We start from the raw sequence: 18,480 nt of genomic DNA on the forward strand, positions 1-18,480 counted from the left end.
GAAAATCCTCGCAGCAAATAAACTTGACCAAATCGGATTCCAGTACTATGAAGTCGGTGCGGGGTAACCCCGTCGGGTGACAACTGCCGCCGGATAACTCACTGCGGGGTCACCGCCAGTACGGTTTCCGGCTTACCAATTGTTTTGTAATCGCCCTCCCCCGATAAAATACTGTAATATGCTGCTTTCCCCAGGTCCAGTAGGCCTACGGCCCGCTTTAACTGGTCGTCATGCTGCATGGAAAACGCTTTTTTCCCTTCCTGATAATAATAACGCGATACCATTTCAGCCCCAAGCGCTTCCTTGATCTCATTGCGGTAACGATCAATAACCGGGGCGCTGTCGCCCCGCAGTGCCTGGGCAAGCGCATCGAACCGTTGGAGTACGGCTTCCGGCTTTCCCGCGGCCCCAGCCTGTACCCGCAGCTCACGAAGCTGTTTTTCCGCGTCTGAAAGGTAATGGTAATTGCGGTCCGCCAGGAACCGGATAAAATCCGCATATTGTGTGTCGCTGACCATGAACTTATCGGCAGCGGCTATATGGGGATGAGCTGATTTAAAAAGTGTTGCATAATCAAAGATCAAACGCTGCGCCAGCAGGGTACTGACAATGGCGCTATTGGCGCGCTTTTCCACGGTAATGTCCGGATAGATCCCACTGCCGTCGTAGACGATCCTTCCTCCCTTGGTTTGGAACGCATGAATGGACGAATCGGGCACGTGGGCATATTTCCCATTCCGGCCCTTATGAAAATCCAGCGCCTGAATACACCGGCCGGCCGGCGTATAATACTTGGCGACTGTAACCTTCACCAGATTATTATAAGGAATATTGAACGTCTGCTGTACCAACCCCTTACCGAAGCTCCGCTCCCCGATGATCACCGCCCGATCCAGGTCCTGCAGTGCCCCGGCCACGATCTCGGCTGCCGAAGCCGAGTGGCCGTTGATCAACACAGCCAACGGGATATCCGGGGCAATGGGTGTGGCCATCGTGCGGTAACTCCGGTTCTTTACCGAATTCCTGCCCCGCTGGCTAACCACAAGCTCTCCCGGCGGCACAAACAGGTTGACAATCTTTACCGCCTCCTGTAGAATCCCGCCGCCGTTATCACGCAGGTCGATAATCAGGCCGTTAAGCGATCCTTGCCGCTGCAGGTTGTTAACCGCGTTTTCTATTTCTGAGGCCGACTGTTCTAAAAACTTGTCCAGCTTGATATAGCCCACCCCACCTTCCAATAAGGAAATGTGACTTACGTTGGGTTGCCGGATCATCGCGCGGGTTAATGTCACGGTATCCAGCCGGTCAAGCAGCACATGCCTCACTTCAAGATTAATGGCACTGCCATCGGCGCCGCGGAGAAGACGGCTGGCTTCGTCAGGCGTAAGGCGCGCCAATGGGCTCCCGTTCACCGCCACCAGCTCATCCCCTGCTTGCAGGCCTGCATGGTCGGCCGGCTGTCCGGCGTATATTTCCGAAATAAAAATACGGTTATCCTGTGCAAAAATAGCGGCTCCGATCCCGCCATAACGCGTGTCCACATATTTGAGTTTGTAATCTTCCACATCCGTATCCTGTACATACTCAGTGTATGGGTCCAGGTCGTCAAGCATGGCGTCAACCGCTGTTTTAACTAATTTACCGCTATTTGTTTCGTCGACATAGTTCATGCTCACCTGCCGGTATACAGCCGAAAAAATATCAAGGTTTTTACTGATCAGGAAGAGTTCATCCCGGACGGCCGCAAAAGCAGCGCACAAAAATATAGCGGCTGCCAGCAGTGCAATCCGGTGTGCTTTTCGCATGTTTTTACGGTATCTCATTCGGAATGGTATGAAAAGAACAATTAAAGATAATAATTTTATGGGATAAGCAAAACCAGGAAGGCACGGCGATTGCATATCACAACAATTTTATCTAAGTTTGCCTACGAAAAAAAAGACATTCTAAAACTTGGAAATGAGTTCGACACCGATAACCAAAGAAACGTATTTGGAGTGGTATAAATCCATACTGCTCATGCGCAAATTTGAAGAAAAGGCCGGGCAATTATACGGGCAGCAAAAAATCAGGGGATTCTGTCACTTATATATCGGTCAGGAAGCCGTTGTAGCCGGTGCTATGTCGGTATTAGGCCCTGAAGATTCCTTGATTACTGCTTACCGCGACCACGCACACGCCATTGCCAAAGGTGTATCGGCCAATGCTGCCATGGCCGAGTTGTTCGGCAAAGCTACCGGATGTTCAAAAGGCAAAGGTGGCTCCATGCACTTTTTCAGCAAAGAGCACAAGTTCATGGGCGGACACGGTATCGTGGGCGGCCAAATTCCACTTGGCGCCGGTATCGCTTTCGCGGAAAAATACAGCGGCACTAAAAACGTATGTGTGTGTTACATGGGCGACGGAGCCGTACGGCAGGGTGCCTTCAATGAAACACTGAATATGGCCATGCTTTGGAAATTACCGGTCATTTTTGTCTGTGAAAACAATGGTTATGCCATGGGAACATCGGTCGCCCGGACCACCAACATGGAAGACATCTACAAAATGGGGCTTGGTTTCGATATGCCCAGCGCACCGGTGGATGGCATGGATGTAGTAGCGGTTCACAATGCGATGGATGAAGCAGTACAACGCGCCCGTAATGGCGATGGCCCTACGTTTCTGGAAATGCGGACCTACCGCTATAAAGGCCACTCCATGTCCGACCCGGCAAAATACCGCACAAAGGAAGAACTGGAAGAATATAAAGGCCGCGATCCACTGATCACGACCAAGGCAGCCATTGCAGATAAAAAATATGCCGATGAGGCCTGGTTTGATGAAGTGGAGGCCGAGGTGAAAAAAGTGATCGATGATTCTGTGAAGTTTGCGGAAGAGTCACCGTATCCGGAACCGGAAGAACTGTACAAGGACGTATATGTACAAGCCGATTACCCATTTATAACCGATTGAGCGATTAACGTTTATAACAGAATAACCACAATAGCACATGGCTGAAGTAGTAAAAATGCCAAAAATGAGCGACACCATGACGGAAGGGGTGATTGCGAAATGGCACAAAAAAGTAGGCGATAAAGTCAGTTCAGGCGATTTAATTGCCGAAGTTGAAACCGACAAAGCGACCATGGATTTCGAATCCTATCAGGAAGGTACGCTACTGTATATCGGCCCCAAAGAAGGGGAAGCTGTACCGGTGGATGCGGTTATCGCGGTATTGGGTGAAGCAGGTGAGGACTACGAAGCACTGCTGAAAGAAGAAAATGCGGGTGCTCCGGAGAACGGAACATCCGAAAAACAGGAAAAGGAAAGCGCCCCGGCTTCAGACAAATCCACCGATCAGCCGGATGAGGAACCAGCTGGTGAGGCGGTAACAGCCGAATCACTGGGTGCAACTGTGATTACCATGCCCCTGCTCAGCGATACGATGACGGAAGGTGTCATTGCCGACTGGCATTTCAAGGTTGGTGACACGATAAAAAGTGATGATGCAATTGCCGACGTGGAAACCGACAAGGCAACGATGGAGGTAACAGCCTATGCCGATGGTACTTTATTATACATCGGTGTGGAAAAAGGGCAGGCCGCCAAAGTAAATGACATCATCGCCATCGTGGGTAAGGAAGGCACAGACGTGACACCATTGTTGCGTCAGCCGAAGGGAAAAACTGAAAAAGCGGAGAAACCGGCAGCACAGGAAACAAAGGCGCCCGAAGCGGCAGCTCCGGCTTCCGGTGTGGCAGCAACGGCACAAGCCGACGACTCCCGGGTGAAAGCCTCTCCGTTGGCCCGTAAGATTGCCAAGGAAAAGGGCATTAACCTCAACGACGTAAAAGGTTCTGCTGACGGTGGCCGCATTGTGAAAAAAGATGTGGAAACTTACACGCCGGCAGCCAAACAAGCAGCAGCCGCTGCCACCGAAGCCGCTCCGGCTCCTGCAGCAGCAACTGTAAGCATCCCCCAATACGTGGGCGAAGAGCGTTATACTGAAAAACCGGTAACCCAGATGCGGAAAACCATCGCCCGCCGGTTATCCGAAAGCTTATTCACTTCCCCGCATTTCTACCTTACGATCCAGGTCGATATGGATGGCGCCATCGCTGCCCGGACCAGAATCAACGAGGTAGCGCAGCTTAAAGTTTCCTATAATGACCTCGTGATCAAAGCGGCCGCAGCAGCATTAAAGCAACACCCTGCGGTCAACGCTTCATGGCTGGGCGACAAAATCCGGTACAATGAACACGTGAATATCGGGGTTGCCGTAGCGGTGGAAGATGGCCTGTTAGTCCCTGTTGTACGGTTCGCCGATGGCAAGAGCCTGTCGCACATCTCAGCAGAGGTTAAGGACTACGCCCAGCGTGCAAAAACCAAGAAACTGCAGCCTGCGGACTGGGAAGGGTCTACTTTTACCGTATCCAACTTAGGTATGTTTGGTATCGATCAGTTTACGGCCATCATTAATCCGCCTGACGCCTGCATCCTGGCTGTTGGCGGCATCCAGCAGGTACCGGTGGTTAAAGACGGTGCTGTTGTGCCCGGAAACATCATGAAGCTTACATTGAGCTGTGATCACCGTGTCGTCGATGGTGCTACGGGTGCGGCGTTCCTGCAAACACTGAAAGCACTGTTAGAGGAACCCGTAAGGATACTGGCTTAGTCTTGTTATTCATACATTACAACTAAAAAGGCCGCTTCTCAAGCGGCCTTTTTAGTTGTAATCTGCATGGAATGTAATGACAGACCTTGCTGTCCGGATTAAATAAACAGGCGGCCGATTTTATTTTTTCAGCAAACCGCACATTCCTTTAACAATAAAAGAACTGAAATCCAGTCTGATTACCGTTTTCCCAAAAGCATCGGACGCTTCATTCCAAGCTGCAAAATTTTTATCTTTGCCCCGCAAAACAACTCGTTTGCTTGCCGGCAAAATCCGTGGGTAATCCCCCTCCGGATCTGCGACGGAAGAAAGGGACGGGGACTATCTTTATACCCCATGAGTAAGATACATTACCAGGAAAAATTTGAGACGCGGCACATAGGCTCCAGCGCGGATGAAACGGAATCGATGCTTGCAGCCATCGGCCTACCCGGCATCGACCAACTGATTGATGAAACTGTTCCGGCATCCATCCGGATGACCCGGCCCTTAACACTGCCCCCAGCCATGAGCGAAGCGGCATACCTAAAGAAAATTGCAGGCATTGCCGACCAGAACCGGGTATTCAAGTCCTATATCGGCCAGGGTTACTACGGAACCGTACTGCCCGGCGTAATTCAGCGCAACATCCTGGAAAATCCGGGCTGGTATACGCAATACACACCCTATCAGGCCGAGATTGCCCAGGGACGCCTGCAGGCGCTGCTCAATTTCCAGACGATGGTGATCGACCTGACGGGGATGGAAATTGCCAATGCCTCCCTGCTGGATGAAGCTACAGCTGCTGCCGAAGCCATGTTTATGCAATACGGGATCCGGAAAAACAAATCAGCTAATCAGTACGTGGTTGCCGGCTCTGTTTTTCCACAGACACTGGATGTGCTGCAAACGCGTGCCCGGTCATACGGCATCGAGCTTGTACGGCACGAAACCATTGATTTCCCGGTCAGCGAAACTACGTTCGGGGCATTGGTCCAGTATCCTGCGGCTGACGGCACGGTGAGCGACTACCGGGCTGCTGCTGCGCGGCTGCATGATGACGGAATGTCGCTGTGCGTGATTGCTGATCTACTCAGCCTCGCGCTGCTTACCCCGCCGGGGGAATGGGGTGCGGATGTGGTTGTGGGCAGCACACAGCGTTTTGGTATTCCGATGGGATTCGGTGGGCCTCATGCCGCCTACTTTGCCACAAAGGATGCCTACAAGCGGAATATACCCGGACGCCTTATCGGCGTTACCGTGGATGCCGCCGGTGATTATGCACTGCGCATGGCGCTGCAGACCCGCGAACAGCATATCCGCAGAGACAAAGCCTCTTCCAATATCTGCACGGCACAGGCGTTGCTGGCCATCATGGCCGGATTTTACGCGGCATACCACGGCCCGGATGGGATCCGCAGCATAGCTGAACGCATCCACGGCCTGGCCGTTTTACTGGACGGAGCCCTGCAGCAGCTGGGTTATACGCAGTACAATCAAACCTACTTCGACACGTTACAGGTGGAGCTCGGTGAGCTTGCCGGTCCGTTGCATGCCGAGGCATTGAACCAGGAAGCCAACCTGCACTATCAGGGCACGGTCGCCGGCATCTCGATCGATGAAACCACTACATATGACGACATCGTCCTGTTAATCCGCGTTTTTGCGAAAATGAAAGGTAAAGCGGGAGGTGACGTGCAACTGGCGGCGCTTGAGGCATCCGGCACGTCCCTTATTCCCGAATCCCTGCGTCGGACATCGGCCTATCTTACCCATCCGGTATTTAACCGCTACCATTCCGAGCATGAAATGCTCCGTTATATCAAATCGCTGGAAGCGAAGGATCTGTCGCTTTGCCATTCCATGATTCCGCTGGGTTCCTGTACGATGAAGCTCAACGCAACAACAGAAATGGTGCCGCTGACCTGGCCGAAATTCAGCGACCTGCATCCATTCGCGCCGGCCGACCAGACCGGCGGCTACCTGCGGATCATCAATGAGCTGGACAGCTGGCTGAGCGAGATCACCGGGTTTGCCAAGGTAAGCTTTCAGCCAAATTCAGGCGCCCAGGGAGAATACGCCGGACTGATGGTTATCCGCGCTTATCATGAGCACCGGGGTCATCATCACCGGAACGTGGTGCTTATACCCGCATCGGCACACGGCACCAATCCCGCATCGGCCAGCATGGCAGGGATGAACGTGGTCGTCGTTCAATGCGATGACCGGGGGAATATCGACGTGGCCGACCTCCGGGCGAAGGCGGAAGTCCATGCGCCGAACCTGTCGGCTTTGATGGTCACCTATCCTTCGACCCATGGTGTTTTTGAGGAGCCGATTATCGAAATCTGCGACATCGTGCATCAGCACGGCGGGCAGGTTTATATGGATGGCGCGAACATGAACGCACAGGTAGGACTTACCAGTCCCGGACTAATCGGCGCAGACGTCTGCCACCTGAACCTGCATAAAACGTTCTGTATTCCGCATGGCGGAGGCGGTCCAGGCATGGGACCTATCGGGGTAGCTCCCCACCTGGTCCCGTTCCTGCCCAACCACGCCGTGGTTTCCGTAAGCGGGACCAGCGGTATCAGCGCCGTGTCCGCGGCCCCATGGGGTTCGGCTTCCATCCTGCTGATCTCCCATGCCTACATTGCAATGATGGGCGCGGCGGGACTTACCAACGCGACAAAGTATGCCATTCTGCATGCCAATTATTTGAAACGACGATTGGAAGGTCATTATCCCGTATTATATGCCGGCGCCAACGGACATTGTGCGCATGAGATGATATTGGATTGCCGGGCATTCAAGGCAGCCGGCATTGAGGTTGGCGACATTGCCAAACGGCTGATGGACTACGGTTTCCACGCACCCACGGTATCATTCCCCGTAGCGGGCACGCTCATGATAGAACCCACCGAATCGGAATCGCAGGCAGAACTCGACCGATTCTGTGATGCCCTCATTGCCATCAGGCAGGAGATCGCTGCGGTTGAGCGCGGTGAGGCAGATGGCAGCAACAATGTATTGAAACAAGCACCCCACACCGTAACCACGGTCAGCGCCGACACCTGGGATAAGCCTTATTCCAGGTCGCAGGCGGCATTTCCACTGCCCTTTGTCCGTGAGTTCAAATTCTGGCCATTCGTCGGACGGGTCAACGACCTGCAGGGCGACCGGATGCTGATCTGTTCGTGCCCGCCTGTCAGCACCTATGAAACGGAACTGGAAGCCTGAGCCTGGTAAAATAAAAACCCTATTCCAACCATAGTCAGAATAGGGCAGTACAGACCTTAATCTGTACAAGATGTGCTTGTTCCTGCGCTGGCATTATCCAGATCAGGTTCGGGGATGTGTTCTCAGCCTGATGAGCTCAAGCACTCCCTTGCACATGCTGTTTGCTATAAAAACAATACCGGCCGAAAAAGGTTTAAAATTTGTTTTCTTTTTAGTAATGCTTCTTGTATATTTGATCAGAAGTCTGCTCGCCCGATCATGGATGAGTTCCCTTTCAACAACCAATTAGCTACAAGCAACCACGTAGGACCTGCCCTGGCCGCCAAAGCAGGTCATAAGCAGGATGAGCCGTAATCGGTAAGTTGTTGATGGAGTAAATAAACTGCCAATGAAAGTCTTTAATATTATCTTCTGTTTCCTGTTCCTGATCAGTGCCGCATTGCAATACAATGACGTGGATCCATACCTTTGGATTCCCATTTATCTTTACGGTGCGATCCTGTGTTACCTTGCGGTGGGAAAACGGTATTTACCGACCGCTTACCTGATCGGCATCGTATTCTGCCTGGCTTACTCAGCCTACTTTCTTTTTTTCCGTGGCGGCGTAACGGACTGGTACCAGCACCATCATACCCGGGAACTGGTCCAGCAGATGAAAGCGGATAAACCCTGGATCGAGGAAACGCGTGAGCTTGGCGGGCTGCTGATTTTGGCTGTGGTACTGGGTATCAATTGGCTGGCGTCGGCAAAACAGCGAAAAAATCCAACCACCGAATAGACCATGTTGAGAATTTTTTTGCCTGCAATACGAGAATGTGTTTTTGATAAAAAAATAAGCTTAAATAACTGTAATTTAAATGATTAAGTGATTTTTTAACTTTTAATTTTTTAGCTGGTATTTTTTTGCCATCTTCGTTTCACGGAGAAGTTATCAACATTCCGTCGGGCATTTACTGTAAATCAATTTATTAAGAATTAGCGAATGGAAAAAACGAGCACAAGCGTATGGAGTAGTTGTCTGCAAATCATCAAAGACAATATTCCGGCGCAAAGTTATAAGACCTGGTTTGAGCCCGTTCAGGCCGTAAGATTGGAAGGCAACGTTTTGACTATTCAGGTACCCAGTTTGTTTTTTTATGAATGGCTGGAAGAACATTATGTAGGCTTACTGCGAAAGACAATAAAAAAACACCTCGGCGAAAACGGGCGCCTGGAGTATAATATTGTCGTGGAAAAGTCGTCAACCAGCAATCCTTATACCACCAATATCCCTTCCAGCGGCAATGGCGCGGAAGCCAAGAAACAGTCTATCCCCGTCCCTGTAGCGCTCAATAAAGACATCAAGAACCCGTTTGTTATTCCCGGGCTCAAAAAACTCCAGGTTGATCCACAGCTCAACCAGCACTATACGTTCGATAACTTCATTGAAGGTGAATGCAACCGCCTGGCCCGGTCGGCCGGTTTCGCCGTCGCCAGTAAACCCGGTGGCACCTCGTTCAACCCGCTGATGATCTACGGCGGCGTGGGCCTCGGAAAAACCCACCTCGCCCAGGCAATAGGCAACGAAATAAAACGCAACCTCCCCGACAAGCTGGTGATTTATGTTTCGTGCGAGAAATTCTGCCAGCAATTTGTCGATTCGCTAAAAAACAACACCATCAACGACTTTGTCAACTTCTACCAGGCAATGGACGTCATCATCATGGATGATGTGCATAACTTTGCCGGAAAGGAGCGCACACAGGATATCTTCTTCCATATTTTCAACCACCTGCACCAGTCGAGCAAGCAGATCATCCTGACATCGGACAAACCGCCGAAAGACCTGGCCGGACTGGAAGAACGGCTACTCAGTCGCTTCAAATGGGGACTGTCCGCAGATATGCAGGCACCTGACCTGGAAACGCGCATGGCCATCCTGAAGAAGAAGATGTATACCGATGGCATTGAGCTGCCGGAAAATGTTATCGAATACGTGGCCAACCAGATTGACAACAGTGTCCGCGAACTGGAAGGTGCCATGGTTTCACTGCTCGCCCAGGCGACGTTGAACAAAAAAGAAATCGACCTGAACCTGGCCAAGTCGATGCTGAAGAATTTCATTCAGAATACCCACCGGGAAATTTCCATGGATTACATCCAGAAGCTGGTATGTGATTATTTTGAGGTACCGGTTGAAATGGTCAAATCGAAAGTCAGGAAACGGGAAATTGTACAGGCACGGCAAATTTCCATGTACCTGGCAAAAAATCACACAAAGACTTCCCTGAAATCCATTGGTGCCTTTTTCGGCGGGCGTGATCACTCCACCGTGATTTATGCTTGCCAGACCGTGGAAGATCTGATTGAAACAGACAAGAAGTTTAAGGCTTACGTACAGGATATCCAGAAAAAGCTGAAAACAAGCTAAGGCAGCAGCAACCCGGCCACTGCTTTCCAGCTATCCACCCGTTCATACCCCGTAATGAGCATGTTATGGGGCGAAGTAAACAGCAGCTTGCGACCGTTGAAATTGACCAGGTTCTTAATCCGGTCGTCAATCAGGATGTCCGCCGAGATGATCTTTTCCCCCGTAAACAGGATATGGGTCCATGGGATGAACGGGAAATACTCCTGCAGCCAATCGTATTTATCTTCCAGCGAATTCCGGAATTCCATGGCGGCCGAAACCACATATACCTGGTAGCTCGACTGCAGTAACCTGACCGTTTCCACCGCATCCGGCATCGGTGGGATGTCCCGGAAAAAACCTTTTTCGTGGATGTAAACCTCCCACTGCCTATTGACATGCTCCGGAAGGTTTTCATGCAATTCTTTACCCGGTTCCTGAAGCAGGTCCGGACTTATACCGAAGTCGCGGTGATACAGTGTCAGAAATTTGTGGAGGGTGTCGGCAAGTACCTCGTCCATATCAATGGCAAGGCGGGGTTTTTCGTTACTCATACATACAAAAGTAATTTTTATTTACGAGTACAGAAAACGAACGGGTGGTCGTTACGGCTGGCGCAGGGTATCCGCACAATATTGCAGTACCCGCTGCTGGAATGCGTGCGCTTCCTGCCGCTCCAGCGTAAAACGGATGGGTAGTACATATACCGGCAAGCCATCAAACACGGCAGCATGCGGGGGAGCAAAAAGCCGTTGGCTGTCTTTTTCCGTCGTTACGATGATCTTCCTGCTGTTTGGGATCGCGGCATACCGGTTTTTAACCCGCTGCATGTCGGAGGAACTATACGGGTGATGGTCGGCATAACGCAGGTGAACCACCTCACCAACCCGCGCGGCAAGGTAGCGGTGCAGCGGCTCCGGATTTGCAATACCTGTCACTAATAATACAGCTGTATCCGCGTCCAGCAGGACCGTCCCGTCCCCGACAGGTGACGCGCGAAGCAGCTTGCCGTAATCGATACCCGCAAACCACAGGGGGATGTCTTCGGGAGTTACCGTAAGCTGCTTCCGTATAGTCGCCTTATCCTCCGCCGTGGCAGTATCCGGGGTCTTGGTGACAATCAGGACATCCGCACGCCGGCGTGCAGAAAACCAATCGCGGTAATTGCCGGCCGGCAACAGCCATTTCGGTGTGCGCATATGGTTGTAATCAAACAAAAGTATCGCTAATCCCGGTTTTAATGCCCGGTGCTGAAAGGCGTCATCCAGTAGGATAACCCGATGCCCCAGCGCCTGCAATCGCCGCACGCCAGCCACCCGGTCTTCACATACCGCCACCGTGATTTCCGGAAATTTGCGCTTGAATTGCAGGGGTTCGTCCCCGCTTTCCGCGGCCGTGTCGGTCAACTGCACCTCCCGGAACCCACGGGTACTCCGGCCATAACCCCGGCTGAGCGTCGCCACTGGATATTCCGGCGCCAGCAAACGGATCAGGTATTCGATCATCGGGCTTTTGCCGGTTCCCCCCACGGCAAGGTTACCGACCACAATAACGGGTATATCGAACGCCGTCTGTTTCAGCCAGCCCCAGTTATAAAAGCAGTTACGCAGCCATACTGCCGCGCCGTATATAGCTGAAAAAGGGAGTAAAAGCAACCGTAGGTAACCCATGATGTGCAAAAGTAGCAATTTTTCCCACTACCGTCCGCCCCCACAATGCCGCATTAAACACGGTTCCGTTAAGACCGGAGCACCAATCGGCTATTTTTACGTACATTCGCCTGCAACGCTATGGAAAACACGCTGATCATCGCAGCCACTGCTGCCGAAATTGCCCCTTTTATGCAGCTGCCGGCCGGCCAGCGGCAGGGCATGGATGTGCTGATTACAGGGGTCGGCATGGTCGCTACTGCTTTCGCCTTAGGCAAACAACTGACGGTCAATCACTACGATCTGCTGCTTAATGTCGGCATCTGCGGCAGCTTCAACCGCGACATTCCATTAGGGGAGGTTGTCCACGTGCACCGGGATACTTTCGCCGAGCTGGGTGCCGAGGACGGTGCTCAGTTCGTGGACAGTGAAACGCTGGGATTGGCGACACACACCTATTACAGTGAACACCGGATCAACCACCCGGAAATCAACCGGCTGCACCAATGCAAAGGAATTACCGTAAACCGGGTGCACGGCGACGAGCAGGCCATCGAGGCAGTAGTCAGCCGGATCCATCCCGATACGGAAAGCATGGAAGGGGCCGCCGTGTTCTATGCCGCCCATCACGCCGGGCTCCCGGCCGTTCAGGTCCGCGCCGTTTCGAACTATGTGGAACGCCGGAACAAAAACAGCTGGCGCATCCCGCTGGCAATTGAAAACCTGAACCGCTGGCTGATTACATTTGCCCGTTCAGGCGGCACAGCCACCCCGCCGCTTTTCTAAGCAAAGCATTCCAAATATCAACTATTTGTAGTAGCTTTGCGTACGAAAATTTGATCCTATACTACGAATGAGAGAAATACAATTCAGGGAAGCGCTTCGCGAGGCATTGAGCGAAGAAATGCGCAAAGACGAAAAGATATTCTTGATGGGTGAGGAAGTGGCCGAGTACAACGGTGCGTATAAGGTAAGCCAGGGAATGCTGGACGAGTTCGGCCCCAAGCGCGTTATCGACACACCCATTGCCGAACTCGGCTTTGCGGGCATCGGCATCGGAGCCGCCATGAATGGCCTCAAGCCAATCATTGAGTTCATGACATTCAATTTTTCCCTGGTCGCCATTGACCAGGTGATCAACTCAGCCGCCAAAATGTATTCCATGAGCGGGGGACAGTTTCCCCTTCCCATTGTATTCCGCGGACCAACGGGGAATGCCGGCCAGCTGGCAGCCCAGCACTCGCAGAATTTCGAGAACTGGTATGCCAATACCCCCGGCCTGAAAGTGGTCGTTCCCTCTAACCCCTATGAGGCAAAAGGGTTACTCAAACAATCCATTATCGATCCGGATCCCGTTATTTTCATGGAATCCGAAGTGATGTACGGCGACAAGGGTAATGTTCCCGAAGAAGAATATTACCTGGAGCTCGGAAAAGCCCATACCGTGAAGGAAGGAAATGACGTAACCATCGTTACCTTCGGCAAAATGCTGCCCCGCGTGGTACAGCCGGCTGTGGAGGAATTAACCAAGGAGGGTATTGATGTGGATCTGATTGATCTGCGTACCGTACGTCCGATTGATTATGCAGCTATTGTCAATTCCGTGAAGAAAACCAACCGGTTGGTTGTTGTTGAAGAAGCATGGCCGTTGGCGTCCATTTCCTCTGAAATCGCTTATAAGATACAACGTAATGCCTTTGACTACCTGGATGCACCCGTGATCCGGATTACGTCTGCCGACGTACCGCTCCCCTATGCACCTACCCTGCTGCAGGAAGCCCTGCCCAGCGTAGCGCGTGTAGTGAAGGCCGTTAAAGAAGTCATGTACATCAAAAAATAAGGTGCTTACACCGTAACAAACCCCGCTTTCAAACAAAAAGCGGGGTTTTTTGTTATACTCCTATCCATAAAAAACCGGAAAGGAGGCCGTTATGAATCTTATCCAAAAAATTGAACACTGGGGCGATACCCACCATCCCCGGTGACTAGACGCACTGCGCATCGTCCTGGGCATTGCAATTTTTTTAAGGGGGGTAACCTTTTTGGGCAATACCGAGTCCCTGCGAATCCTGCTGGCCAGCACGAACATTCCCGAACTTTATACCTGGGCGGCCGTGCATTATATCGCATTCGCGCACCTGGTTGGCGGGATCCTGATCGCCATCGGCCTGCTGACCCGTGTAGCGGTCGGATTTCAGCTGCCCATTTTACTCGGCGCTGTTTTTCTTGTCAATCTCCCACAGGGGTTTACTTTTCTAAATTCGGAACTCTGGGCATCACTGCTCATACTGGTGTTGCTCATTGTCTTTTTTATTTCGGGTTCAGGACCGTACTCACTTGACCATCAAATGCGCGGTCGACGAAAATCTGCCCAACAGGAGTAATATACAGCTCCACGACGTGTTTCACAGCTTGGTCCAGTTATTGTATTAGCCACGTTGGTAATTTAATTGACCCTGCTATGAAAAAATTGGCATTTATTCTTTTGATCGCCGGTATAACGGCTTTTTCCTCCTGCGCGACCTATTCGAATGGCCGCGGAAATAACGGCATGCCTCCGGGGAAGGCGAAAAAAATATTCGGAACGAAGTCCGCAAAGCCCTTTGCTCCCGGGCAGCAAAAAAGAAAAGGTGGACAGCACCGCCAGCAAAGTATCTTTCATTATCAATCCGGCCAAAGATAGATCAAATAGCTGGTTTCGGTTCTTTTTAAATAAAACATACCCGTTCGGCAATTGTTGTCCTGTCAGTTCACGCATAATCGTGATATAACGTAATTGAAGGGTGATGAACAAGGATAAAAAAACAGGGCCTGCCGACGACCAGAAAAAGAAAGCGGAAAAAATCAAAAAACGCGAGGAACGGCTCGACAAAGAAATTGAACAGTCTTTTCCGGCAATCGATCCGCCTTCGTATTCCCAGCCGGGAAACGACAAAAAAGAGCAATAACCGCGCAGTGGTGCATTGGTTTACAGGTGCCTTTAACCACCCCTGGATGCCCCCGCTTCGCCATACTGCCCCAGTGCATCCGGTGTAACTCCAGTATGAGTCCGGTAAAAACCCGAAAAATACTGGACTCACCCCGGACTCATGGTGGACTCACTATGGACTCACCCTGGACTCATCTTGAAGAAATTTTCCGAATTGGCCGGAAAAGGCCCGTTCATCGTCCTTCCCAAACATCGCCACCGTGCCTGCTTCGTTTCCCATAATTTCGTTATCTTCATCCCTGAAAAGATAGCTATGCCAACCGCCCCACCGCTGAAAATACTCAAAGCCTCCGCCGGATCAGGGAAGACATTCAGTCTTACCTCCCATTACCTGAAGCTGGTGTTTGCGGGAACACATAAATACCGGGAGATCCTCGCCATTACCTTTACCAACAAGGCAACTGCGGAAATGAAAGGCCGTATCCTGGAGGTACTGGAGCATCTCGCTACCGGAGACGGGATACAGGCAGATCGGGCAACAGGCTACCGGGAACTCCTACTACAGGCATACCCCCAATGGGATGTGGCCGCGCTGAAGTTGCAGGCTGCCGAGGTGTACCGTAAAATCCTGCATGATTACAGCCGGTTCTCGGTCAGCACAATCGATGGCTTTACCCAAAAGATCATCCGGGGGTTCACATTCGAACTGGGTATTGATTCGGGGTATAAACTGGAAATGAATACCCGGAAAGTAAAGGCCGACCTGGTGCTCCGCCTCAACCGGCTGCTGGACGAACGCCCTGACTTGCTGCAGTGGATTACCGATTACGCAAAAACACAGATAGACAAGGACGAAAGCTGGAACTACCGCTGGACACTCAATAATCTTGCCTCAGAAATTTTCAAAGAGGATTTCCAGGATTTTGATCAGGCAATCGCCCATATCCCGGAGGAAACGCTCTTTGACAGCCTCAATAACTATTGCAAAACTGCCACAGCCCAATTTGAACAGGAGTTTGAAGCATTACTCAAAACCGCAGCCCGGCTATTTGCGGCTTCAGGAGTAACCGCCGCAGACCTGGCAGGCAAATCGCAGAACCAACTCGGAAAGCTGCCGTCACTTTCGGCACAGGACCCTTATAATACCGTCAAAAAACTGGAAAAGTACATTGATACGCCGGAGGCTTGGCAGAAAGGTGGACCAACAGGACCGGTAGCCTCGCTGTATCAGCAGCTGAATCCGGTACTCGAACAGCTGTACCAGTATTATACCGAACACAGCGGGGACTTTTACCTGGCCAGCGCCATTGATGAAAACTTATATTACCTCCGCCTGCTGAAGGAAATGAGCGCACTCCTTGCCCAGTGGCGTAAAGCGAATCGTGCACAGCTGATCAGCGACGCGCAGGTATTGCTCAATCGCATCGGCATCAACGAGTCAGGTGACCCGACCTTCATATGGGAGAAAACGGGGAACCGCTTCCGGCACTTCCTCTTTGATGAATTCCAGGACACGTCCCGAAAACAGTGGGATAACCTGCGGCCGCTGCTTGTCAACGCAATGGCCAACGCGACAGGAAAACGCAGTGAACACTTGATGGTGGGCGATGTTAAACAGAGTATTTACCGCTGGCGCAATGGCGACTGGCGCATTTTGCTCGACCGGGCCGAGCAGCAGCTTGCCCGGGCGTTTAACCGGACGGACACGGCATCGCTCATCCAGCAGGAAACACTGGAGGTAAACTACCGTAGCCAGGAGCAGATCGTAGCCTTTAACAACGTACTATACCAGCATGCACCACGCTGGCTCCAGGGCCGGCTCAATGATAAAATTGCAAGCCAGCTAGGTGAATCGGAATACCAGCGCTGGTGGGTTTCCTCCGGCAATCACGACACGATCATCCGGGCATACCGGGACAGCACGCAGCGGATGCCGGAGCATGCGGAGCACAAAAAGGGAGGTGCCGTGGAGGTTTCTTTTATTGACGTCGCCAGCAACAATCACCGGCCCAGTGCGGTAAAAGAGGAAGCCCTGGCCCGCCTGTCGGATACGCTCTTCCAATGGATAGCCTCCGGCCGCTACCGGCCGGAGCAGATCGGCATTCTGGTACGCACGAATAACGAAGCCCGTGAAATCATCCAGTATGTGCTTGGCCAGCAGCGGGAAAAAGCAGTCTTTTTCGATGTGGTGTCGGGCGATGCACTGGCACTGGCCAACAGTCCGGCCATACGCCTGCTCATCAATACCCTGCAGGCACTGGTGGGGAAGACGGCCGACAGCGCGTTATACCGCGCCAATTGCATTTACCTTTTCCAGCAGCTCCAGCCAAAGCAGGCACTGGCCGATGACGACTGGCTGCGAATCAAATATAGCACCCCCACACAATTGGAAGGGTTGCTTCCTCCATCGCTTTGTACCGATTGGGACAGCTGGGCGCAGCTTCCGCTGGCCGAACTGATCGAAAGACTGATTACGGCCTATGGACTGCATACGCAGCCCGCAAACCTGCCGTACCTACTGGCATTCCGCGACCTGGTTGCGGCATTCACCGCAAGCGGGGAACGGGGTATTCCGGCATTTCTCACCTACTGGAACGAGGAAGGGGCCGATCGCGCACTGCCGGCAAGTGCCAAGGTGAATGCTGTGGAAGTGCTCACCATCCACAAATCCAAAGGCCTCGCATTTGACGTGGTCATGATTCCGTTCTGTGGCTGGCCGGTAGACGGCAAGGCTAACGGCGACTTCTGGGTGGACGTGCGCCAGACCCCCTATGCCCTGCTGGGTAAAACACCGGTGAAATATAAAGCAGATTTAGGCAAATCGACATTATACCAGGCCTATTACGAGGAAATGCTATTCAATTATATGGATGCGCTTAACACATTATATGTGGCTACTACGCGCGCACGGAAACACCTGTACATCACGGCTCCCGGGAAAAAGGGGACCGACGAAATCAGCACGCTGGTGGCCGGCGACCTGCTGCTCGAGGTTCTCCCGGACTACGCAAACGAGCTGGGCGCGGTATACAATGCGGGTATCCGTACCGGCAGTCCGGCAACAGTAGCGGAAGCTGCGGAAACGCAACCGGACCGCGGACCGGCTGGCTGGTGGTTCGACCACTACCCCGTTTCGGACCGCATACAGGAAGAGTTGGCCCGGCCGGAAATGATGGGTGAACTGGATGTGATTAAGCTCGACGATGCCAAACGTCAGGGTCGCCTGTTGCATGAGCTGATGGAGCTTGCAACAGCTGCGGAGGAGCTGGACCTGCACCTGGACCGCCTGCAGGCGCAAGGATTGCTGAAAACCGATGAACGGGACGCGATACTGGCACTGGCCAGGCGGACCTGGAATCATCCGCAGCTGGGGGTGCTGCTGAACGGTCCGTACCGGCATTTGAATGAACGCAGTATGATCCTGCCCGATGGCACCACCCTGCGGCCGGACAAGGTGCTTGCCGGTGCCAACGAAACCATCGTACTGGATTTCAAGTTTACCCATCACCAGGACGAATCACACGTACGGCAGGTGAAGGCCTATCAGGCGATGCTGCTCGAAATGGGCATGCCCGGGGTAAAGGGATTTATTTACTATGGCGCGCTTGAAAAACTAGTCGAAGTTTAATGGAAGGAA

At 52.2% G+C, this 18,480-nt stretch carries 14 protein-coding genes and 1 riboswitch; of the genes, 10 read left to right on the plus strand and 4 right to left on the minus strand.

All coding sequences use genetic code 11. The features are described from left to right. Window positions 1-98: 98 nt before the first annotated feature. Window positions 99-1,823 carry a S41 family peptidase gene (locus NEV57_RS11010; protein ID WP_257658383.1) on the minus strand — a complete coding sequence of 575 codons (1,725 nt, stop codon included), beginning with the start codon at window positions 1,821-1,823 and terminating at the stop codon, window positions 99-101. A gap of 136 nt (window positions 1,824-1,959) precedes the next feature. Between NEV57_RS11010 and pdhA the strand changes: the two genes are divergently transcribed. The 5 genes from pdhA (at window position 1,960) to dnaA (ending at window position 10,286) form a co-directional block, all read left to right on the plus strand. Further along, the gene (gene pdhA / locus NEV57_RS11015; protein WP_257658384.1) at window positions 1,960-2,955 is read left to right on the plus strand and encodes a pyruvate dehydrogenase (acetyl-transferring) E1 component subunit alpha; all 996 of its coding nucleotides are present in this window, start codon (window positions 1,960-1,962) and stop codon (window positions 2,953-2,955) included. Between the two features lie 37 nt (window positions 2,956-2,992). Further along, complete coding sequence (locus tag NEV57_RS11020) at window positions 2,993-4,657, plus strand: pyruvate dehydrogenase complex dihydrolipoamide acetyltransferase (protein WP_257658385.1); 1,665 nt, start codon at window positions 2,993-2,995, stop codon at window positions 4,655-4,657. 336 nt (window positions 4,658-4,993) lie between these two features. After that, a complete protein-coding gene (gene gcvP, locus NEV57_RS11025; protein ID WP_257658386.1) occupies window positions 4,994-7,876 on the plus strand; it encodes an aminomethyl-transferring glycine dehydrogenase in 2,883 nt (960 codons plus the stop codon). Between the two features lie 61 nt (window positions 7,877-7,937). Then, window positions 7,938-8,034: riboswitch (TPP riboswitch) on the minus strand. 230 nt (window positions 8,035-8,264) lie between these two features. Then, window positions 8,265-8,654: a transmembrane 220 family protein gene (locus tag NEV57_RS11030; protein ID WP_257658387.1), complete on the plus strand. Its 390-nt coding sequence runs from the start codon at window positions 8,265-8,267 to the stop codon at window positions 8,652-8,654. Window positions 8,655-8,858: 204 nt separating this feature from the next. Beyond that, on the plus strand, window positions 8,859-10,286 hold the full coding sequence (dnaA, locus tag NEV57_RS11035; protein WP_257658388.1) for a chromosomal replication initiator protein DnaA: 1,428 nt from the start codon (window positions 8,859-8,861) through the stop codon (window positions 10,284-10,286). Here dnaA and NEV57_RS11040 read toward each other — a convergent pair. Together NEV57_RS11040 and lpxK are read right to left on the minus strand one after the other, a co-directional pair. After that, window positions 10,283-10,819, minus strand: coding sequence for a 5' nucleotidase, NT5C type (locus tag NEV57_RS11040; protein WP_257658389.1), 537 nt, complete (start codon window positions 10,817-10,819; stop codon window positions 10,283-10,285). The genes dnaA and NEV57_RS11040 overlap by 4 nt on opposite strands. Before the next feature lie 51 nt (window positions 10,820-10,870). Beyond that, the gene (lpxK, locus tag NEV57_RS11045) at window positions 10,871-11,935 is read right to left on the minus strand and encodes a tetraacyldisaccharide 4'-kinase (RefSeq protein ID WP_257658390.1); all 1,065 of its coding nucleotides are present in this window, start codon (window positions 11,933-11,935) and stop codon (window positions 10,871-10,873) included. Between the two features lie 120 nt (window positions 11,936-12,055). On the opposite strand from lpxK, the gene mqnB reads away from it, so the two are divergent. The 3 genes from mqnB (at window position 12,056) to NEV57_RS11060 (ending at window position 14,298) form a co-directional block, all read left to right on the plus strand. Further along, window positions 12,056-12,700, plus strand: coding sequence for a futalosine hydrolase (gene mqnB / locus NEV57_RS11050; protein WP_257658391.1), 645 nt, complete (start codon window positions 12,056-12,058; stop codon window positions 12,698-12,700). Window positions 12,701-12,767: 67 nt separating this feature from the next. Next, entirely contained in the window at window positions 12,768-13,754 is a 987-nt protein-coding gene (locus NEV57_RS11055; protein WP_257658392.1) for a pyruvate dehydrogenase complex E1 component subunit beta, read from the plus strand. Between the two features lie 160 nt (window positions 13,755-13,914). Continuing rightward, window positions 13,915-14,298, plus strand: a complete 384-nt coding sequence (locus tag NEV57_RS11060) for a DoxX family protein (RefSeq protein WP_372340078.1) — start codon at window positions 13,915-13,917, stop codon at window positions 14,296-14,298. A 62-nt stretch (window positions 14,299-14,360) separates the two neighbouring features. Here the strand turns inward: NEV57_RS11060 and NEV57_RS11065 are convergent, their stop codons facing one another. Next, window positions 14,361-14,672 (minus strand): hypothetical protein, encoded by a 312-nt coding sequence (locus tag NEV57_RS11065; protein WP_257658393.1) that lies wholly within the window; start codon window positions 14,670-14,672, stop codon window positions 14,361-14,363. 28 nt (window positions 14,673-14,700) lie between these two features. Here NEV57_RS11065 and NEV57_RS11070 point away from each other — a divergent pair, with 28 nt between their 5' ends. Next, complete coding sequence (locus tag NEV57_RS11070) at window positions 14,701-14,862, plus strand: hypothetical protein (RefSeq protein WP_257658394.1); 162 nt, start codon at window positions 14,701-14,703, stop codon at window positions 14,860-14,862. Window positions 14,863-15,039: 177 nt separating this feature from the next. Further along, window positions 15,040-18,471, plus strand: a complete 3,432-nt coding sequence (locus NEV57_RS11075; RefSeq protein ID WP_257658395.1) for a UvrD-helicase domain-containing protein — start codon at window positions 15,040-15,042, stop codon at window positions 18,469-18,471. The last annotated feature ends 9 nt before the right edge of the window (window positions 18,472-18,480 follow it).

The organism is Parapedobacter lycopersici, assembly GCF_024643285.1.
Lineage (GTDB): Bacteria > Bacteroidota > Bacteroidia > Sphingobacteriales > Sphingobacteriaceae > Parapedobacter > Parapedobacter lycopersici.